Genomic DNA, 18,843 nt, shown 5'->3' on the forward strand with positions numbered 1-18,843 from the left:
CCCATTCGCGCACGACCTAGCCGGTGGGGCTGTAGCGCTTGCAGTTCACGCGCCATTCGGTGCCATGCTGCTCGACGCTGCGCACCAGGCGACCATCCGCGTCATAGAACATCCCGGTCTGCTTGCCCATGGCATCGGTGAGCTGCGTGGGCCGGCGCTCGGTGTCGTAGAAGGTGGCGATGGTGTCGGTCACATCGGTGCGCGGCCCATCGACCCCGGTGAGGTTGCCGGTCACGTCATACGTGAAGCTGGTCGCCAGGTTCAGCTTGCCGGTGCCGCTGTCGACGGTGCTCGTCTGCGGCACGTACTTGTTGGCGGCGTTGTAGGTGGTGGCGGTCACCACCGTACTGGTGGAGGTGGCTTTGATGGTCTTCAAGCTCGGCAGGTAGACGCTGGGGAAGCCGCTGGGCGTGAAGGCGGTGTAGGCGTAGGTGGTCTGCGGCAGCGCACCGGCAGCATCGGCGGGCGCGGTGATGGTCAGCGGCAGGCCCTGCGCGGTGTAGCTATAGCTGGTGACCTTGCCCCGGGCATCGGTGGCGGTGGCCACCTTGTTGAAGGCGCTCTCGTAGGTAAAGCTCTGCACGCGGTTGGCCAGGCCACTGCCCGGCTTGGGGATGCTGGTGAGGGTCTTGACGTTGTGCGTGCAGCGCTTGTCTGCGCCGGCGCAGGGGGTGTCGTCGTAGATGTACTCGGTGGCATTGCCTTCAGGCAGCTGCTTTCGGATGAGGCGCGACTGGCCATCGTAGGTGTTGGTGGTCCAGTTGCCCGCGGGCGTGCTGGACTGGACGGTGTTGCCCTGGGCGTCGATGTAGTTGGTGCGCGCGGTGCCGCCCGGGCCGATCTCCTCGGTGCGGAAGCCGGCGAAGTAGTAATCGTAGGTCTTGCCGCGCGCATTGGTCTGGGCCTTGACGCGGCCCAGGCTGTCGTAGACGTTGGTGGCGGCAGCCACCGTGGGGAAGCTCGGGTAGTACAGGCTCGTCATCTGGCCGGAGAGGCCATAGGAGAAGGTGGTGACCTGGCTCAGCGTGTTGGTGAAGGTCTTGAGGTTCGAATTGCCGTCATAGCCATAGCTCACGGAACGCGTTCCGTCGTTCACCTGGGTGATGCGTCCGCTGGCGTTGGTGAAGCTCAGCGTGCGGCCGAGGCTGTTCTGCACCTGGGTGAGGTCGTTGCCGGAGTAGCTGAACTTGGCCTGGACGCCGCTGGGCTCGGTGGAGGTTTCCGCCTTGCCCGCGGCGTTGAATTTGAGGACCGCGCGATTGAGCGTCTCATAGCTATAGGTGTTATCCGCGTTCCGGCTGAGCTTGACGGGCTTGCCCGGGGGCGGGTTGTAGCTGCCGTCGGGCAGCTTGACGAAGACCTCGCCGTTGAGGCCTTGGGTGACAACGACGGTGTTGTCGATGAGCTGGTCGCCGAACCAGCGCTGGCCGAGCGTGGCCGTCACGAGCTTGGCCAGCGGGCGCGCCGGGTCCATCAGGAGGTCGAAGGAGGCCTTGTGCTCGACGATGGTGCCCACGGCATCCAATGCGGAGTCTTCGCCCATCGCCTGGAACCCATCGGAGTTGACGGCGGCAGTGGCGTTGAAGTTGTGGGTCCAGCCCTTGCCGAGAGGGCCGTTCTGGTTGCGCATGCCGGAGCTGTACAGCCGCCTGAAGGACAGGCTCTGCGGGAAGGCGCCCACGCCGACATTGATGTCCTCGTGGTTGTAGAGGAAGTGGCCTTGCACCATGTCGATAGGGTCGCCGTAGGCAGAGCCCGAGTAGTTCTCGACCATCGGAGGCGAAGGCATGGCGGCACCGACGACGGTGTTGGCGAAGACGGCGGCCTGAGGCTGGGTTCCATAACCACCGGACAGCCCATCGCTGATGACGGAGCCCAGGTAGAGGCCGGAGCCCACGGTGAAGTAGCCCGCACCGCTCCAGCTGTTCTCGGCGATGTCACAGCGCGCCGGCAGGATCAGGCGCAGGCCGGAGGCGAGATAGCTGCTGAAGTTGCCGAGACGCGCCCCGCAGTTCACGAGGTTGGGCTGCACGGCACTGGCGTAGTTGGCAGAGGTGGCGTTGTAGATGCGCTGGCCAGCAGCCGAGGCGAGATCGATGAGCTTCACCGTTGACACGGCCGGAACTCCAGTGGTCTGCTGCACCGCCGTGGACTCCAGGATGCTCAGGTGCATGGCCCAGTTGGCAAACGCGGCGCTCTCCTTGTCGGTGTTGCCCGCGAGGTTGGCCACGGCCAGCACGTTGCTGGGCAGGTCGACGTAGGCGCTGCCGGTGTAGCCCACGATGCCCACCTGGTGCTGGTGCAAGAGGGTGGTGTCGGCGATGCGCTCGGTGATGGTGCCGGCGTGGGTGTTCTGGGCGATCCACTGGGCGCCGATGACGCCCAGGGTGCTGCCCAGCAGCGGTTCGGAAGCGTCGGCGGCGCCGGAAGCCTTGAGGTCGCTCAGCGTCCTGCGGTAGTTCTCGGCGGGGCCTCGGCCTGCCGGACCCCAGCCGTTGGCGATCAGGAAGGTGTTGGTGCCGCCGCCCTTGATCCTCTGCGTGAAGCTGTGGTTGGCCCAGGTCGAGACGTAGGCGTTGTGGGTGACGGTGAAGGTGATCGAGGTGGAGGTACCGGGAGTGACTGCCGTGCCCGGTGCACCGGCGGCAACGCCATCGAGCTTGAGGATGGGCTGGTTGGCACCGTTGTAGGTGAGGGTCAGGCGACGCCCGTAGATCGCATCGGACGTGTAGGTCTGGTCGATGCCCTGGTACTGCACGCGCAGCGTGGGCTTCATGTAGGCCGGGAGTTCGGCGAGTTCCTCACTGCCCCAGGCGGTGTTCTGGTAGGGCAGCGAGGTCTGGCGCAGGGCACCGTAGAAGGGAGTGATGGTCTTGCCGCCGAGGACATCGTCCAGGGTGCCAGCGGGCTTGTTCGCGCGCAGGTAAGTCGCCAGCTTGGTTGCGTAGCTGTTCAGGTTGTTGCGGATGTTCGCCCTGTTGAGGTTCTGGACGTAGTCGGCAGTGATAGTGGCGCCACTCTGGGCGGAGGACTGGTAGGTGGCGGCGTCGTAGCCGGTGGTGGCGGAGCTGGCGAGGTCGATGCCGCTCTTGAAGGTGTGAGGCTTGTAGCTGGGGTCGAAGACATACCAGCTGCCGTTGATCTTGGTCTTGACCCAGACGTGCTCGATGGAGACATCGGTCAATGCGGCCACGGTGCCGGGGCAGCTGCCGGCGGTGGTGGCGTTGATCTCGTAGACGGGGATCTGGGCCTGGCCCAGGAGCGAGAGGACACCGCAGGCATTGGCGGTGCTCACACCCCACCACTCGGCGAGTTGGGCGGCGCTGAGCTTGGCGATGCCGCGCACGTAGTTGGCCTCCAGGCCGGAGGCGCGCAGCAGTTCGACCATCAAAGTGGCCTGGTCGTGCGCGGTGGCCTGGTTGTCGAGGACGGCACCAAGAGCACCCTTCTGGATGCCGAAGGTGGGGTAGTACTCGACGTTGTTGCGCACGTACTGGTAGATGAGGTCGGGATGGTTGCGCAGCGACCGGGCGAGCTCGGCGATGGAGGCGGGGCCGGAGGCAGCGGCGTCGCCGGCGATCTTTGCGGCGGAGGTGGATCTCGAAGTCTTGCTGGTCTTGGTCGCCGTGGATGCCGCAGTGACGCCTTGATTGACGTTGGCCGGAAGGACTCTCGACTTCAGGACGCTTTGAGCATCGGAGAAGGTGACCGGGGGCATGTTGGCGCGAAGGACGCCGGGGGCGGGTGCGAATTCGCCGGGGGTGCTGCTGGTGCTGCTGGTAGCGGCTGCACCTCGCCCAGAGACATTGGCCTCCTTGGCACCGTCCTTGACCGCCTCGCGCCGCACGGGGTCCTTGGCGGTGGGAAGGTCCACAGCCTGGTAGCGCAGGGCGGGCTGGCCGCTTGCGAAGCTCAACGAACTGCCCGAGCCTGATGTGCTGGTGGAGGAGGAGCGCAGGCTGACACCGGACTTGGCAACCGGAACGCCGAGGGCGATTGCAGGCGGTGCAGCCTTGCGTGCAACGCCTCCCTGGATCTGTGCAGCCGCAATGCCGCCTGCAAGCGATGTGGCAACGACCACGGCAACGGCGCACGCGCGCGCGAGCTTGGACATGGGAACTCCCTGGGGTTTTTATTCGAGAACGGGCTGCACGCGCTTGGCGTGCAGCGGGAGCCGGCCGACTACGACGAGGTGGCCGCGACCGAGCTGCGATTGCCTGCTGCGTCGTAGCTGTAGGTGATCGTGGTGGTGGAGGCGCCGTCGCTGTAGACGGCACTGGCCAGTCGGCCCAGGGCGTCGTAGCTGTAGCTCACGGAACCCGCGTTGGCAGGATGGCCTGCGAGCGCGGCGGCGCACAGGCAAGCGGCAAGAACTGTGCGGCTCAACATCCGTGTCGGCACATGGCGATCGGATGGCATCGGTGCGTGCGAGCTCGATGCATGCGCTGGCAATGCAGCGATCTTGTTCTTCATGGGGGCTCCCGTTTTTTTGGTGTCGCGGACTGTAGTCGAGCCGACAGCAAGCAAAACTCGCTTTTTGTCGCGCATTCTTCATGCGCGATCACCCGCAGACCAAGTCCCAAACCCATCGTCGATACCGATAAAACTTCCGGCTGAATTGCACGGACGCTCCCGCCTCGGTATCTTCGCGCCACCAAAAACAGGGAGAACCTGAACGACCGCTGGCTCCGGCCCGCGGTCGTTCCTTGTCATGCGAAATCGCTTGGACGTAAAGGCCACGAAGACGTGGCGCATCGCCCTGGACGCTCACTATCGGCCGGGCAGCCGCCGCGCTTCCTCCATTGAGCTGCAGATGCATGAGGTCCGCTTTGCAGACATGGGCTGATGACCTCATGGAGGCCTTCGATTGCTCTCGCGACGAACAACGGATATTCGCGCGGGTGCTCGCCGAGGCGAACCAGTTGGGATTCGAGCATTGCGCCTATGGCCTGCGCGCGCCGCTGCCCCTCACCAATCCGAAGGTCGTCATGCTCGACAACCATCCGCCGGCATGGCGCCGCCGCTACGAGGAAGCGGGCTACCTGGGCCTCGACCCGGTAGTGCGGCACGCGCGACACAGCCGCACGCCGATCATCTGGAGCGATGCGCTCTTCGCCGACGTCCCTGCCATGTGGGCGGAAGCGCGCTCATTCGGCCTGTGCCATGGGTGGGCCCAGTCGAGCCTGGACAGCCACGGCGTCGGCGGCATGCTCACGCTGTCGAGATCGACGCCGCCACTCACCGCGAATGAACTGCACGCGAAGGAGCTGCGCATGCGATGGCTGGCCCATGCTTCCCACGTGGCGTTCTCCCGTGTGCTCGTCCCGCAAATGAACCCGTCGCCCGAGAAACCGCTGACGGAGCGCGAGATCGAGATTCTCAGATGGACGGCCGACGGAAAGACCACCCAGGAAACCTCGGACATCCTCCGGATCTCGATCGACACCGTGAACTATCACGTGAAGAACGCGATCTCCAAGCTCAGGTCGGCCAACAAGACAGCCGCCACGGTGCGGGCGGCGATGCTGGGTCTGCTGGGCTGATGCGCAAAGGCGCCCCGCATCAGGGCTGCAGGCGGCGCCTCATTGCACGAACATCAGGGCGAGCCGCTGCGCGGCGTGCTCCGCATCGCCCAGTGCATCGTCGGCCGTGCTGCGCAGCTCGGCGCAGACGTGAACGATGCGCTCCTGCGAGGCCTCGCGGATCTTCACCACGCCCGACCAGCCTCGCTGGTGCCGCTCGCAATCGAGCAGCATGGTCTGGCCGTGCGCATGGGCGAAGACGTCGAGGCGCTGCCGCCGCGTTGCGGGGCGGCGCCAGAGGCGGAAGCAGGAGCTCAACAGGGTGGTGATCATGACGGGCCTCGGTGAGGGCGGTCAGGACATTGAACGCCTCAGAGGCGGCGCGCGGAAGTGGCGAAAGTCACGTCCTGCCTGCCGGACGCAGGCATGCGGCCAAAGCGTGCAAAACAACACGATCCTCAGTGGCATGCGTGCCACAGATCCGCGAGGGCGCACCTGGGCGTTGCGGCGGCAGGTGGCTACTCAGTTGCCCCTCAGCACCCGCTGCGTCGGAAACAGCGACCACCCCCAGCGCCGTTGCGCGAAGCCCCAAAGCCCCTGCTTGAAGAAGATCGTCACCACGATCGCCAGCAGCCCCAGGCCCAGCAGGTACCACGTCCCGTAGTCACTCAGGAACTTGTTGAGCCCCCAGAAAAGCAACGCACCCACCAGCGGCCCCTCGATGCGCCCGATGCCGCCGATCACCACCATGAAGATCGCGAAGGCGGTCCAGTTCACGCTGAAGGCTGCGTCGGGGCTGATGCGCAGGTTGCCCACGAAGTAGAGCGCGCCGGCGAGACCGGCGCCGAAGGCCGCGACCACGTAGACCGCGAGCTTCATCCGCGCCACCGGAATGCCTTGCGATTCGGCGGCCACCTCGTTGTCGCGAATCGCGAGCAAGGCCAGGCCGCGCTTGCTGCGAAGAAACAGGTACACCAGCGCGACAGCCGCCACCACGCAGGCCAGCGCCATCCAGTAGGTGACGCTCTCGCGCGCTGACTTCCCGATGCCGCGCAGCGCGGTGAGGGTGGTTCCCGATCCGCCGCCCACGGCCGAGACGTTGGCGAAGCTGAGCCGGAACACCTCGGCAATGACCCAGGTGCCGATCGCGAAGTAGCCGCCGGAGAGCCGGAACGCGACGAACGACACCGGCACCGCCACCAGCGCCGCGGCCAGCGCGCCGAGGGGAATGGCGATGAAGGGATTCACCCCCGCGAAGTTGCCCAGCATGAGCATCACGTAGCCACCGAAGCCGAAGAAGGCCTGCTGTCCGATGCTGACCATGCCGCCGTAGCCTGCGAGCAGGTTCCACATGATCGCGAAGATGAGGTAGCACGCGATCTCGACGAACTCGCGCATCCAGCTGGATTCGCCCCAGAAAGGCAGGGTGGCGGCGATCAGGACGAGCACGATACCCGCACCCAGCGCAGCGCGGCTCGCAGCGGTGCTGCGCACCACATCGAATGCCGACAGCGTGGTGCTGGAGCTTGCAGCGAGGGGCGGGTTCCGGGTCATGACATCAGCCTCGTGTCTTGGGAAACAGGCCCTGCGGCCGAAGGACGAGCACGATCAGGAACACGATGTGCCCGACCCAGATGCCCCAGCCCGGATCGAGCCTGAAGCCGATCTGCTGCGTGATCCCCAGGATCATCGCGCCGGCCAGCGTGCCCCAGAACGAGCCCATGCCGCCGATGATCACCGCCTCGAAGGCAAAGAGCAGCAGCAGCGGACCGTCCGAAGGCGAGACGGTGGTGCGCATGCCCTGCAGCGCACCGGCGACGGCGATCAGCACGAAGGCGATGGCCGTCGCGAAGGCATAGACCTTCCGGGCGTCCAGTCCCATCAGCTCGGCGATCTCGCGGTCGTCCGACACGGCGCGAAAGGAGCGGCCCAGCGCGGTGCGCGCGAAGAGCCACTGCAACGCGGCGGTGGCGGCGACCGCCACGGCGAGGATCACCAGCGGCAGCACGCCCACCGAGAGCGAACTGCCGAGCGCGAGGCCCTGCGCGTTGAGGCCTCCGGTCTCGATCGATCGCGGGTCGGCAGAGAACAGTTCCAGCAGGAGGTTCTGGATCACGATCGAAAGCCCGAAGGTCACGACCAGCGACGGCAGCGGGTCCTTGCCCAGCGTGCCGTTGAGCACGTAGCGCTGCAGTGCGTAGCCGAAGCCGAAGGCCAACGGGAGCACGCCCAACGCGACCATGAGGGGCGCGCCGCCCACCAGCGTGGTGCCGGCAACGACAGCAAACGCGCCAAGAATGATGAAGTCGCCCTGCGCGGTGTTGGTCAGGCGCATGACGCCGAACATCAGCGATTGACCAAGTGCGAACAGCGTGTACAAGCCGCCGAGGAGAATTCCCTGGAGGGTGGTTTCGATCATGGTCCGCTCCTAGACGCCGAAGTAGGCCTGCGAGATCTGCTCGCGCGACAGCGCGTCGGAACGGCCGGTGAGCGAGACGCGACCCTCCTGCAGGCAGTAGATGCGCTGCGACACGCGCTGGGCCATGGTGACGTCCTGTTCGACGATCGCCACCGTCATGCCCTCGCCGGTGATCGCGGGCATGGCGGCGTAGATCTCGCGTATCACGATGGGCGCCAGGCCGAGCGAGAGTTCGTCGCACAACAGCAGTTCGGGGTTGCTCATCAGCGCGCGGCCGAGCGCGACCATCTGCTGCTGTCCGCCCGACAGCGCGGTGCCGGGGTCGTGGCGCCTCTCGGCCAGGATCGGAAACAAGCCGTAGAGGCGCTGCAGGTTCCAAGGGCCCTTGCGGCCGGCGAGGCCGCCGATCAGCAGGTTCTCCTCGACGCTGAGGCTGGGGAAAAGGCGGCGCCCCTCAGGCACCATCGCCAGCCCGCGCTTGACGATCTCGCCGGGCGGCAGGCTGCCGATCGACTCGCCCTTGAAGCGCACCGCCTCGCGCGGGGCGCGCACCAGGCCCGTCAGGCACTTGAGCAGCGTGGACTTGCCCGCGCCGTTGGCGCCGATGATCGCGACCAGTTCGCCCTGGGCGAGCGAGACATCGACACCGAACAAGGCCTGGGCGTCGCCGTAGAAGGCCTGGAGGGCTCGGGCTTCGAGCAACGCGCTCATGCTTCCATCCCCATGTAGACCCGCCGCACCTCGGCATCGCTCATGACTGCGCGCGGCTCCCCCTCCGCCAGCTTCTGCCCGAAGTTGATGACGAACAGCCGATCGGCCAGCGACAGCAGCGCATGCACCACGTGCTCGATCCAGATCATCGTCACGCCGCGCGCCTTGATCCGCTTCAGCTCTTCCACGAGTTGCCTCGCCTCGGGCTCGGTCAGCCCGCCGGCGATCTCGTCCAGCAGCAGCAGCTTCGGCCGCGTCGCAAGCGCCCGCGCCAGTTCGAGGCGCTTGCGGTCCAGCAGCGTCAGCCCGCCGGCGGGCTTGTTCGCATGCGCCATCAGCCCCGTCTCCGCCAGTACCTCGTGCGCGGTCTCCCACGCTTCGCGCTCGGGCTGCCCACCGCCGAAGCAGGCGGCAGTGACCAGGTTCTCGAACACGCTCATGTTCCCGAAGGGCTGCGGCACCTGGTAGCTGCGGCCGATGCCGGCATGGCAGCGCTGGTGCGGCTTGAGCCTGGTCACGTCGCGCCCTTCGTATTCCACGCGCCCGGCATCGACGCGAACGTCGCCCGAGATCAGGTTGAACAGCGTGGTCTTCCCCGCGCCGTTCGGCCCGAGGATGCCCAGCGTTTCGCCCTCGGCCACTGCAAGCGTGATGTCGTCTGTGACCTTGAGCGCGCCATAGGACTTGCGCACGCCATGCAGGGCGAGAAGCGTCATGACAGGAGCTGCAATGTACCGACGGCAGGAATGTTCTTCGCGGCCTCGTTGTTGACGATGCTCAGCTCGACCTTGTACTTCTGGCCCTTGTTCCACTGGCCCAGCACCAGCGGCGTCCTGCTGACGTTCTTGAACGGGCCCTGGCCGCCCCACTTCACCGGCCCGACCACCGTGTCGAGCGAGGTGGCCGCGACTGCGTCGCGCACGTCGCTGGCCTGGGTCGACCTGGCCCGCGAGAGCGCATTCGCCGCCACCTCGAACAGCGCATGCGCAAAGCCGATGGGTTGCGTCCACTGCTTCTTCGCGCCGGCCTCGTAGGCTTCGGCCAGCGACTTGGCGCTCTGCTTCGTCAGGCTGGACGTGAACGGATGCGAAGGGCTCCACCACACTTCGGTCGAAAGGCCGTTGCCGAGCTCGCCCAGCGCCTCGATCGCGCCCGGGAAGAGGAGCGCCTTGCCCAGCGTGATGACCTTCGGCCTGAAGCCCTGTTGCCGTGCCTGCGTCAGGAAGGTCTTGGCATCGGGCGGGATCACCACGCCGGTCACGATCTCGACGTTGTCGCGCTTGAAGGCCGCGATCTGCGCGCTGAAGTCCTGCGTGCCGTTCTGGAAGCGGCCCGGGTCGGTGAGCGTGAAGCCCATCTGCGACAAGGGCTTGGGGAAGCCGAGCTCCTTGTCGCCCCAGGCGTTGCCGTCGCCATCATTGGGGAAGAGCCCGCCCACCTTCTTGTTGGTACTGACCGTCTTCCAGCCGTTCGTGAAGTTGGCGATGACGTCCTCCAGCCCCCAGAACAGGTGGTAGGTCCAGGCGAAGCCCTTGGCCGGATCGCCCTTGCGCCCGAAGAACCAGGGCTGCCAGGGCACCACGCTGGACACGCAGGGCACCTCGTTGAGTTCGCAGGCATCGCTCACCGGGTTGGCCGTCTCGGGCGTGCCGGCGGTCAGCACCAGCGCCACCTTGTCCTTGAGGATCAGGTCGTTGGCGACCTCGCCGGCACGATTGGGGTTGGACTGGCTGTCCTTGAGCACGATCTGCACCGCGTACTTCCTGCCGCCGATGGCGATGCCGTCCTTGAAGGCCATTTTCATCTGGTCGATGACCCACTTGTCGGCCTCGCCGAAGGGCGCGAGCGGGCCGGTCTGCGGCGAAACGTAGCCGATCTTGAGCGTGTCGGCGGCGAACACCAGCGGCGCGGCGCCGCCGGCGGCCAGCGCTGCAGCGGCCTGGGTGAACTGCCTGCGATTGAGGGTCATGGTTGTCTCCTTCTTCGTTGTCTGCCTGCACAAAACCAGGTGGATGTCTTCAGCCGGGCGGCGCGCCCACGTAGGCACGCTGCAGCAGCGCGCGGATCGCATCGCGCTCGGCCGGGCCGAAGGGGCGCGGGTTCCAGTAGGGATTGCTCACCGCGAGCTCGGCGGCGCGGTCCAGGTCGGCTTCCTTCATGCCGATGTCCTTCAGCGCGACAGGTGCGCCGTTGTCGCGTGCGAGTGCCTGCAGGCCATCGGCTGCGTTCGCGGTGCCGAGCGCGCGGGCGATGCGCTGCATCGCGCGCGGCGCCGCTTCGGCGTTGAAGGCAATCGCATGCGGCAGGACCACCGTATGCACCTCCGCATGCGGCAGGTTGAAGCTGCCGCCCAGCGTGTGGCACAGCTTGTGGTGCAGCGCCATGCCGACATTGCCCAGCACGGTGCCGCACAGCCAGGCGCCGTACAGCGCATCGGACCTCGCTTCGATGTCCTCCGGGCTGCGCCGGATCGCCGGCAGCGCTCGCGCAATGGCCGCGATGCCCTCCTCGGCCATCAGGTCCATCACCGGGTTGCTGTCCTGCGCATACAGGCCCTCGGCCGCGTGCGCAATGGCGTTGATGCCGCTGGTGACGCTCAGGCTCACGGGCAGGCTGCGCGAGAGTTCGGGGTCATAGATGACGGTGCGCGGCAGCACCCGCGGGTCCTTGCCGGTCTTCTTGAGGCCCGCCTCGGTCAGGCCGTAGATGGGTGTCATCTCGCTGCCCGCGTAGGTCGTGGGAATCGCCAGGATCGGCAGGCCCGAGTCGAGCGCAATGGCCTTGCCGAGGCCGGTGGTGGAGCCGCCGCCGATCGCCACCGCACAATCGGCGCCGAGCTGGCGCGCGACCTCGCGGGCCTCGCGCGCGGTTTCGATCGGCACATGCATGACGGCGCGGTCGAAGATGCCCGCGGCCTGCGCGCCGAGGAGATCCGCCACGCGCTCGGCCTGCCCGCGCTGTTCGGGCGTGGACAGCACCAGCGCACGACGCGCCCCCAATGCCTCGATCTCGCGGCCCAGGTGTGCGAGGCTGCCGGCGCCGAAGACCACGCGTTGCGGCTGGCTGGTGTAGATGAAGTCGCGCATCGTCGCCTTTCTCCTTGGTGGATGTTCGAACTCAGGCCGGCGGATGGACCGCGCGGCCGTCGAATTCTCTTCGGTCCACGACGGGCTCATCGCACGAAGTGCGGCGGAATCTGCGCATCGACATTGACCCACACGCTCTTGACCTGCGTGTACTCGCGCATCGCGTCGAAGCCCATCTCCCGACCGTAGCCGCTCTGGCCCACGCCACCGAAGGGCGAGCCCGGGTTCACGCGCTTGTAGCTGTTGATCCACACCATGCCTGCGTGCAGGTCGCGTGCAACCTTGTGGGCCCGCTGGAGATCGGTGGTCCACAGGCCGCTGCCGAGGCCGTAGTCGGTGCCGTTGGCGATGCGCAGCGCCTCCTCGTCGTCCTTGAAGGTGAGCACGGTGACGAAGGGGCCGAAGACCTCTTCCTGCGCCACGCGGTCCTGGAAGGACCTGGCACGCACCACCGTCGGTTCGACATAGCAGCCGCCGGCCAGGTCGCCGCCCGGCGACTTGCCGCCGGCGAGCACCTCGCCGCCCTCGCCTTTCGCGACTTCGACGTAGCTCAGCACGCGCTCGCGATGCTGGGCACTGGTGAGCGGCCCCATCTCGGTGGCGTCGTCCAGCGGGTTGCCCAGGCGAATCGACTGCGCCAGCGGAATGAACTTGTCGAGAAAGGCGTCGGCAATCCTCTCGTGCAGCATCAGGCGCGAGCCCGCGATGCAGGCCTGCCCCTGGTTGTGGAAGATGGCCCACGCGCTGCCGTTGATGGCGGCCTGCAGGTGGGCGTCGTCGAACACGATGTTGGGGCCCTTGCCACCCAGCTCCAGCTGCACCTTCTTGAGGTTGCCGGCACTGGCCTGGACGATGCGCCTTCCGGTGGCAGTGCTGCCGGTGAAGGCGATCTTGGCGATCTCCGGATGCTCGGCGATGTACTGACCCGCAACGCTGCCCAGGCCCGGCAGCATGTTGACCACGCCTTCGGGCATGCCGGCCTCGGCCATCAGCTCGACGATCTTCAGCGACGAGAGCGGCGTGATCTCGGCCGGCTTCATCACGACGCAGTTGCCGGCCGCGAGGGCGGGCGCCATCTTCCAGCTGGTGAACATCAGCGGGAAATTCCACGGCACCACCTGGCCGACGATGCCGACCGGCTCGCGCAAGGTGTAGTTGAGGAAGCCCGCTTCCACCGGAATGGTCTCGCCCTGGAACTTGTCTGCCATGCCGCCGAAGTAGCGGAAGCACGCCGCGGTGCGCGGCACGTCGAGGCGGCGCGAGTCGCGCACGGGATGGCCGGTGTCCAGCGACTCGAGCCGGGCCAGCTCCTCGGTGTTGGCTTCGATCAGGTCGGCAAGCTTCAACAGGATGCGGCCGCGATCGGCCGCGGCCATGCGGCTCCATGCCGGGAACGCGCGCTTTGCTGCGGCCACGGCCTTGTCGACGTCGGCCTTGCCGGCCAGCGCCACCTGGGCAATCGTCGAGTTGTCGTGCGGGTTGAGGGTGGCGAGCGTTTCGCCGGACTCGGCATCGACGAAGCGGCCGTCGATGAAGAGCTGGTGGCGGATCGGCGTCTCGAGGCCGGCGGCTCGCTGGATGTCTGCAAGATTCATGATGAGAAGCGCTCCCTATCGCCAACTTCAGCTGTTGGCAGGGTTGCCGGCCAGCCAGGGATAGCGCGTGGTGTCCTTGCCGGCATAGTCGGGGTCGAGATAGATGAAGCAGCGCTGGATGAGGAAGTCGCGCACCTCGAACACATCGCACCAGCGGCCCGCGCCCCACTCGGGAACGCCGGCACGCCAGGGACCATCCGCGTGCTCGCCGGAGCTCGTGCCTTCGCAGGCGAACAGGTCGGTGCCGGTGAAGATCCAGTTGAAGCCGGCGTAGTCGTGGCGGATGGCCTTGCCGCGGCTGCCGACCTCGCCGAAGAGCTTGCCGATCTCGTCCTTGCCATTGGCCAGCCCCCATTTGGGAAAGTAGACCTGCGCATCGCTCGCGAACAGGTCGAGGATGGAACCGCCGGTGGAGGTGACGCCGCCGTTGTCGTAGGCCTTGAGGTATTCGAGCGCCACCGACTTGCGTTGCTCGTCGGTCATGGTTTGACGGGTGAGGGCCATGGTGGATCTCCTTTTTTCACTTGAGTGACTGCATGTACTCGATGAGCGCGGCGCGCTTCTTCGGGTCGTCCTGGAAATAGGCCATCGTGCTGCCGGGCGCGAGGGCCTGGGTGTCGGCGAGCCACTTGTCGAGCAGCGTCCGGTCCCAGGTCTTGCCCTTCATCGCATCGAGGTACTGCTTCGAATAGGTGAAGCCGGGGCTCGCCGCGGCAGGCTTGCCGAGCAGGCCGTAGAGATTGGGACCGACGCCGTTCGGCTCGCCCTTGCCGAAGCTATGGCATTGCGTGCAGGCCGACTGCGCGAGGCGCTGGCCGGGTGACTGTGCTTGTGCAAGGCTCGCGGCGAGCAAGAGAAACGCAGCGAGCGGCAGCAGCAGCGAGGTCTTCATGCAGCCCCCCTGCCCTCGGCATGGGCCGCGTTCGCCGCGCGATAGGCAAAGGCGATGATCGGACCCAGGGTTGCGCCGCCCGCCCAGTAGGCGCGGCCCGATGCCGAGGCGACGCAGTTGCCCACGCCGTAGAGCCCGGGAATCGGCTGCTCGCGGGCGTCGAGCACACGGCCGTTCGTGTCGGTCTTGGGACCGCCCTTGGTGTCCAGCGTGCCGGCCACCACGAGCGCCGCGTAGTACGGGCCGGCATCGGCCAGCGGCCACATCGTCGGATTGCTGCGGCCGGGCTCCGCCTTCACGTCGCCGTTGAAGAGCTGCTCCACGACGCGCTCGCCGCGGTGGAAGTCCAGGTCCTTGCCGGTCTTCGCGAACTGGTTGAAGCGCGCGATGGCGGCCTGCAGGTTGGGCAGGAACTCGGGCGCGAGCCGCGCGCCCCCGACCACGCTCGCGTACTTGACGAAGCGCTCGTCGATGCCGCGCGCCAGCTCGGCCAGCGTTGCGCCCTTGATCACGTGGCGGTCGTCGGTGCCGGGCGGCACGATCAACCGGCCGTACTCCGCGCTGGCCGAATTCTGCTGTGAGCGCTCGTCCCAGACCGCGATGCGCACGAGGTTGGGGTACTCGGCCTTGGCGCCATCCCATTCGAAGAAGGTCTGGGCCAGCTCGTTGTACTGCAGCTTCTCGTTGACGTTGCGCCGGCCGTACTTGTTGACGAAGAGCATGGAGTCGCCGGCCACCGAGAACATGCCGGAGATGGAGCCGTCCCTTGCAACGGCCTTCTCCAGCGGGATGGGGCAGGTCCAGGCGTAGTTCATGTTGCGCAGCTGCGCGCCCAGGGCGCCGGCGATCGGGACGAAGTCGCCTTCGTTGCTCGGTGCCGCGCAGCCGCCGAAGATCGGGCCGTTGAGAAAGTTCCTGCGCAGCTCGACGTTGTGGGTGAAGCCGCCGGTGGCAAAGATCACCGCCTTGCGGGCACGAAGGCGCACGGTCGCGTCGAGCTCGTCCCTGGCCTCGACGCCGATCACGCGGCCGCTCTTGTCCTGCAGGATCTTCGTGACACGCATGCCGGTGCGGATCGGGATGCCGTCCTGCCGCGCCTTGGTCGACATCGTGCGCACTGCCACCAGGCCGCCGTCGGCCATGCTGGGGATCGCCTCGCTGGGCACCAGCACGCGGCCCTTGGGCGCCTTGTTCTCGGGCAGCTCGGCGAAGTAGTCGGGCACGTCGGCCACGTGGCGGTAGGGCAGCGCGCCCTTGGCCGCAAGCAGTTCTGCCGCGGGCGAGGCGCTGTCGTAGAAGGCGGAGCACATGTCGTACTCCCACTGCGTGAAGCCGTAACGCGGATGGTCCGGGTCGTAGCCCTGCGGGTTCGACAGCCGCGCGACGTACTTCAGGAAGTCGGGCTTGGGGTCGGCGATGCCCGCCTTCTTCATGGCCTCGTTGTTCGGCACCCAGTACCAGAAGGCGGCCTTGGCGGTGGTGCCGCCGATGCTGCCGGCCTTCTCCAGGATCACCGCGCTGTTGCCCTGCCAGCGCGCGAACAACGCCGAGGCCAGCCCGCCGGCGCCACTGCCGGCGACGACGATGTCGTAGGTGGCGTCGAATGCGGGAGCCGTTGCCGCGTCGGCCTCTTGCGATGCGAGCCCCAGGGTCGCTGCCGCCACGGCTGCCGAGCCCGCGCCGGCTTGCTGCATGAATCGCCGGCGCGATTTCGCCCCGGCATCGGACCGGATTCGGTCTGCCATTTGTTGTCTCCTCAAGAAGGAAGCGAAGCTGAAGGAAGCGAAGCTCAGAAGGACGCGCCGCAAGTGCGGCGCGTTATCGCCTTAGAAGCTCACGGGGATCTCCGGGCTCTCGCCCTTCTGGATCTCGTAGACCAGGCTCGGCGAGCCGTTCTCCCACACCAGCAGCATCGAGCGCTTCGGGCTGAAGCCCTGGTGGCGGCAGTAGGCGGGCATGGCGGCCATGTCGCCGGCCTTCATGATCACGCGGGCCATGGGGCGGCCGGTGTTCTTGTCGCCGCAGTCCCAGTGGATCTCGTCGGTCATCTGGAAGAACCATTCGACGCGATCGTTGCCGTGGATGATCGGCAGGATGTGCTCCTCCGTGGTCGGGCACATGAAGCTGTGCTTGACGACCGAAGTGAAGCTCGGGTTCCACGTGACCTGCGAACGGCTCAGGAAGCCGAAGAGGTTGAAGGCATGGACTTCGTTCTCGAAGCCCGGCTCGGGGTGCAGCTCGGGCTGGCCCTGCGGCACATCGGCAAATGCGCGGTTCACGGGTGCGCCGGTATCGTCGCTGCGCAGCCGCAGGTCGTCCTTCAGGCCCACGCAGCGCTTGGCGAGCTCGCGGGCACGGGTGATCTTGGCGGTGTTGTTGCCGTTCTTGCGGCCATAGGGGGAGCCGGTTTCCTGCGGCGCGGAGAAGGGGTCGAAGCTCTCGTTGGTCCAGTCGTCGAGCATGGCTTCGAAGGTGGCGCGGATCTGGGCGGTGGGGAAGTTCTCCAGCAGGTCGATACCGGCTTCCTTCATGGTGCCGTTGTAGCTGCCGGCGTAGAGGTCGACCGACTGGTAGTGGTTGACGGTGCCGACCACGTCGTCGAAGTTGACCCATCCATAGAAGAAGCCCCAGGCCACGTCGCGCATCAGGGCGCGCAGGTAGTTGCCGGCGTCCATGGTGTGGCTCATCGGGCGGCCGTCGCGGGTTTTCCAGGTGATATGCGCGAAGTACTCGTCGCGGCGGAAGCCGAAGCTGCCGAGCGTGAATGTCTTGTAGCCGAGCGTGGCGTCCGGTTGCGACGCGAAGACGTTGGCGAGCTCTGCGGGTGCGTTCATGGTGGGACTCCTCGAAGTTCGGTTCAGTGGGTCTGGCAGATGTCGGCCCACTTCTCGACGGAGAGATCGCCCTTGCAGGTTTGCAGCACGATCACGCCGGGGTCGCCGACGCTGCGGAACTGGTAGGCGGTGTTCTTCGGCAGGAGGCCCTGATGGCCGCGTGTGAGCTTCATCCACCCCATCTTCTGGCCCCGGGGTTCACCCTTGACGAGCACCGCGCCGTTCTTCTCTTCATCGGCGACGGCCTGGGCCGCGTCGAGCTTGACCAGGTGCACCTCGACCTCGCCGTCCATCACGAGCGCGAACTCGTCGTGCGCGCAGGTGTACCAGGGCGAGCTGCCTTCGGCGCGCAACGTCTCGAGGACGTAGATCTGGTTCTGACCGAACACGACCTTCTCGTAGGGCTGGCTCTTGCTCGCGATGTCGAAGCAATTGGACATCGCGTAGTGCTTGACGTCATCGGCGATGGGCTCGACGTGACCCCTGTCGTATTGCTTGAGCGAACCGAAGCGGGTCTGGTAGGCGGTGGCTGTCATGGGCTTGTCTCCTGGGGTCGTCGTTGCAGCGCTGCTGCGATGGAACGAACTGTAGGAAGCAAGGGTCGCCGACGGTAGGTACCAAAGGCGGGCCGCATTGTTCGGCGGCTGCGGTCAATCGGCAGGGTTTTCCCGGTACGGCAGCCACCGCCCGTCAGCGTTCATGCCCGTCGACGCTGCCGTTTTCGCCAGAGCTCGTCTCGGTGCGCGAATCTGCCGTGAGCACCCCGGTATCGATCGCCCGACGCATGATGAAGTCGAGGAAGACCGCGGCCGATCTGCGCGGCTTCAGCACTGCGTTGCGGACGACGACCACGGGCTCGACGCGGCTGGCGAGGTTGAAGCGCAGCGTCTTCGCCACGCCCGCCGAAACCAGTTGCGCCGCGATACGGACCGGCAGCACCGCGAGGAAGTTCGCATTGCGCAGCACGTAAAGCGTCATGGGTACGTCGCTGGTGCGGATGCCGCGGGTCGGCGGCGTCAGGTTGTGGGCATGGAAGGAGGCCTCCAGGTGATGCTGCAGCCGCGAACCCCATGCAGGAAGGAGCCATTGCTGCTGCGTCAACTGCCCGGCGCTGACATTCGGGCGCTGGAGCAAGGGGTGATGGACGCCCGCGACGATGACCAGCCGCTGCCCGTCGACGACGGGCGTGCTCAGCAAGTCGCTCCGTTCGAAGCGCGGATCTTCGTAAGCGAACAGAAGGTCGAGTTCGCCTTCGGTGATCTGGTCGATCAGGTCACCGACCGCGCCTTCGGTCACGTTGACGCTGACGAGCGGATTCGCCTCGTGGAATTCGCACACGGCTTGCGCGAGCAGCGGCTGCACCGAGAGCGTGCGAAACGCGATGCTCAGCCGGCCCCGCGTGCCTTCGCGGGTCGACTGCAAGAACTCCGCCATCTGCATCAGCTGGGCATTGACGAAGGTGGCGCAACGGATGACCTCCTGTCCCACCTCGGTCGGATGCATGCCGCGACGGCCGCGTTCGAAAAGCTCGGCGCCGGCGATGTCCTCGACCTCGGCCAGTGTTTTCGAGATGGCGGCCGGGCTGATGTGGAACTGCTCCGCAACGCGCGCGAGGCTGCCGAGTTCGCTGAGCGCAACCATCACCCGCAGGTGGCGCAGCTTGAGGCGCGCGATGAGCGCGTGAACCGAGACATCGGAGGGCATGGGAGTCGATGGGCGAGAGGCTTTCGAATGTTAACCAAACACTCAACTCTCCTGCAGAATATCTCACTTTTGGTTGCGTT

17 protein-coding genes are annotated in these 18,843 nt (G+C 66.6%); 1 reads left to right on the forward strand and 16 read right to left on the reverse strand.

All coding sequences use genetic code 11. From position 1 onward, the window contains the following. Positions 1-16: 16 nt before the first annotated feature. Both G3W89_RS23925 and G3W89_RS23930 read right to left on the reverse strand, forming a co-directional pair. Entirely contained in the window at positions 17-4,114 is a 4,098-nt protein-coding gene (locus G3W89_RS23925) for a DUF6531 domain-containing protein (protein ID WP_162576497.1), read from the reverse strand. A 68-nt stretch (positions 4,115-4,182) separates the two neighbouring features. Continuing rightward, positions 4,183-4,473, reverse strand: coding sequence for an RHS repeat domain-containing protein (locus G3W89_RS23930; RefSeq protein ID WP_162572185.1), 291 nt, complete (start codon positions 4,471-4,473; stop codon positions 4,183-4,185). Between the two features lie 356 nt (positions 4,474-4,829). On the opposite strand from G3W89_RS23930, the gene G3W89_RS23935 reads away from it, so the two are divergent. Further along, positions 4,830-5,543 (forward strand): autoinducer binding domain-containing protein, encoded by a 714-nt coding sequence (locus tag G3W89_RS23935; protein WP_197893578.1) that lies wholly within the window; start codon positions 4,830-4,832, stop codon positions 5,541-5,543. A gap of 39 nt (positions 5,544-5,582) precedes the next feature. Here G3W89_RS23935 and G3W89_RS23940 read toward each other — a convergent pair whose 3' ends face one another. The 14 genes from G3W89_RS23940 to G3W89_RS24005 form a co-directional block, all read right to left on the reverse strand. Beyond that, a complete protein-coding gene (locus tag G3W89_RS23940) occupies positions 5,583-5,855 on the reverse strand; it encodes a hypothetical protein (protein ID WP_162576499.1) in 273 nt (90 codons plus the stop codon). 189 nt (positions 5,856-6,044) lie between these two features. Continuing rightward, entirely contained in the window at positions 6,045-7,076 is a 1,032-nt protein-coding gene (locus G3W89_RS23945) for a branched-chain amino acid ABC transporter permease (protein WP_232076708.1), read from the reverse strand. 4 nt (positions 7,077-7,080) lie between these two features. Further along, entirely contained in the window at positions 7,081-7,941 is an 861-nt protein-coding gene (locus tag G3W89_RS23950; RefSeq protein ID WP_162576500.1) for a branched-chain amino acid ABC transporter permease, read from the reverse strand. Between the two features lie 9 nt (positions 7,942-7,950). Continuing rightward, on the reverse strand, positions 7,951-8,652 hold the full coding sequence (locus G3W89_RS23955) for an ABC transporter ATP-binding protein (protein ID WP_162576501.1): 702 nt from the start codon (positions 8,650-8,652) through the stop codon (positions 7,951-7,953). Beyond that, positions 8,649-9,368 carry an ABC transporter ATP-binding protein gene (locus tag G3W89_RS23960; RefSeq protein ID WP_162576502.1) on the reverse strand — a complete coding sequence of 240 codons (720 nt, stop codon included), beginning with the start codon at positions 9,366-9,368 and terminating at the stop codon, positions 8,649-8,651. Before G3W89_RS23960 ends, G3W89_RS23955 begins: the two co-directional genes overlap by 4 nt. Next, complete coding sequence (locus tag G3W89_RS23965) at positions 9,365-10,621, reverse strand: ABC transporter substrate-binding protein (RefSeq protein WP_162576503.1); 1,257 nt, start codon at positions 10,619-10,621, stop codon at positions 9,365-9,367. Before G3W89_RS23965 ends, G3W89_RS23960 begins: the two co-directional genes overlap by 4 nt. 49 nt (positions 10,622-10,670) lie before the next feature. Continuing rightward, complete coding sequence (locus tag G3W89_RS23970) at positions 10,671-11,738, reverse strand: maleylacetate reductase (RefSeq protein WP_162576504.1); 1,068 nt, start codon at positions 11,736-11,738, stop codon at positions 10,671-10,673. An 86-nt stretch (positions 11,739-11,824) separates the two neighbouring features. Then, positions 11,825-13,288, reverse strand: coding sequence for an aldehyde dehydrogenase family protein (locus G3W89_RS23975; RefSeq protein ID WP_162577625.1), 1,464 nt, complete (start codon positions 13,286-13,288; stop codon positions 11,825-11,827). Between the two features lie 72 nt (positions 13,289-13,360). Next, entirely contained in the window at positions 13,361-13,837 is a 477-nt protein-coding gene (locus tag G3W89_RS23980) for a nuclear transport factor 2 family protein (protein WP_162576505.1), read from the reverse strand. Between the two features lie 16 nt (positions 13,838-13,853). Continuing rightward, positions 13,854-14,225: a c-type cytochrome gene (locus tag G3W89_RS23985; RefSeq protein ID WP_162576506.1), complete on the reverse strand. Its 372-nt coding sequence runs from the start codon at positions 14,223-14,225 to the stop codon at positions 13,854-13,856. Then, a complete protein-coding gene (locus G3W89_RS23990; RefSeq protein ID WP_162576507.1) occupies positions 14,222-15,970 on the reverse strand; it encodes an FAD-dependent oxidoreductase in 1,749 nt (582 codons plus the stop codon). Before G3W89_RS23990 ends, G3W89_RS23985 begins: the two co-directional genes overlap by 4 nt. An 81-nt stretch (positions 15,971-16,051) precedes the next feature. Continuing rightward, positions 16,052-17,059 (reverse strand): hydroxyquinol 1,2-dioxygenase, encoded by a 1,008-nt coding sequence (locus G3W89_RS23995; protein ID WP_162576508.1) that lies wholly within the window; start codon positions 17,057-17,059, stop codon positions 16,052-16,054. Between the two features lie 23 nt (positions 17,060-17,082). Further along, positions 17,083-17,595, reverse strand: coding sequence for a hydroxyquinol 1,2-dioxygenase (locus G3W89_RS24000; RefSeq protein WP_162576509.1), 513 nt, complete (start codon positions 17,593-17,595; stop codon positions 17,083-17,085). A gap of 154 nt (positions 17,596-17,749) precedes the next feature. After that, complete coding sequence (locus tag G3W89_RS24005) at positions 17,750-18,763, reverse strand: LysR family transcriptional regulator (protein ID WP_162576510.1); 1,014 nt, start codon at positions 18,761-18,763, stop codon at positions 17,750-17,752. Positions 18,764-18,843 lie beyond the last annotated feature (80 nt).

It is taken from the genome of Variovorax sp. PBL-H6, assembly GCF_901827155.1.
GTDB lineage: Bacteria > Pseudomonadota > Gammaproteobacteria > Burkholderiales > Burkholderiaceae_C > Variovorax.

Excerpts from the sequence above, each read along its gene's own strand:
- G3W89_RS23925 (WP_162576497.1), bottom strand. The coding sequence starts at position 4,114 with ATGTCCAAGCTCGCGCGCGCGTGCGCCGTTGCCGTGGTCGTTGCCACA.
- G3W89_RS23930 (WP_162572185.1), bottom strand. The coding sequence starts at position 4,473 with ATGAAGAACAAGATCGCTGCATTGCCAGCGCATGCATCGAGCTCGCAC.
- G3W89_RS23940 (WP_162576499.1), bottom strand. The coding sequence starts at position 5,855 with ATGATCACCACCCTGTTGAGCTCCTGCTTCCGCCTCTGGCGCCGCCCC.
- G3W89_RS23945 (WP_232076708.1), bottom strand. The coding sequence starts at position 7,076 with ATGACCCGGAACCCGCCCCTCGCTGCAAGCTCCAGCACCACGCTGTCG.
- G3W89_RS23950 (WP_162576500.1), bottom strand. The coding sequence starts at position 7,941 with ATGATCGAAACCACCCTCCAGGGAATTCTCCTCGGCGGCTTGTACACG.
- G3W89_RS23955 (WP_162576501.1), bottom strand. The coding sequence starts at position 8,652 with ATGAGCGCGTTGCTCGAAGCCCGAGCCCTCCAGGCCTTCTACGGCGAC.
- G3W89_RS23960 (WP_162576502.1), bottom strand. The coding sequence starts at position 9,368 with ATGACGCTTCTCGCCCTGCATGGCGTGCGCAAGTCCTATGGCGCGCTC.
- G3W89_RS23965 (WP_162576503.1), bottom strand. The coding sequence starts at position 10,621 with ATGACCCTCAATCGCAGGCAGTTCACCCAGGCCGCTGCAGCGCTGGCC.
- G3W89_RS23970 (WP_162576504.1), bottom strand. The coding sequence starts at position 11,738 with ATGCGCGACTTCATCTACACCAGCCAGCCGCAACGCGTGGTCTTCGGC.
- G3W89_RS23980 (WP_162576505.1), bottom strand. The coding sequence starts at position 13,837 with ATGGCCCTCACCCGTCAAACCATGACCGACGAGCAACGCAAGTCGGTG.
- G3W89_RS23985 (WP_162576506.1), bottom strand. The coding sequence starts at position 14,225 with ATGAAGACCTCGCTGCTGCTGCCGCTCGCTGCGTTTCTCTTGCTCGCC.
- G3W89_RS23990 (WP_162576507.1), bottom strand. The coding sequence starts at position 15,970 with ATGGCAGACCGAATCCGGTCCGATGCCGGGGCGAAATCGCGCCGGCGA.
- G3W89_RS23995 (WP_162576508.1), bottom strand. The coding sequence starts at position 17,059 with ATGAACGCACCCGCAGAGCTCGCCAACGTCTTCGCGTCGCAACCGGAC.
- G3W89_RS24000 (WP_162576509.1), bottom strand. The coding sequence starts at position 17,595 with ATGACAGCCACCGCCTACCAGACCCGCTTCGGTTCGCTCAAGCAATAC.
- G3W89_RS24005 (WP_162576510.1), bottom strand. The coding sequence starts at position 18,763 with ATGCCCTCCGATGTCTCGGTTCACGCGCTCATCGCGCGCCTCAAGCTG.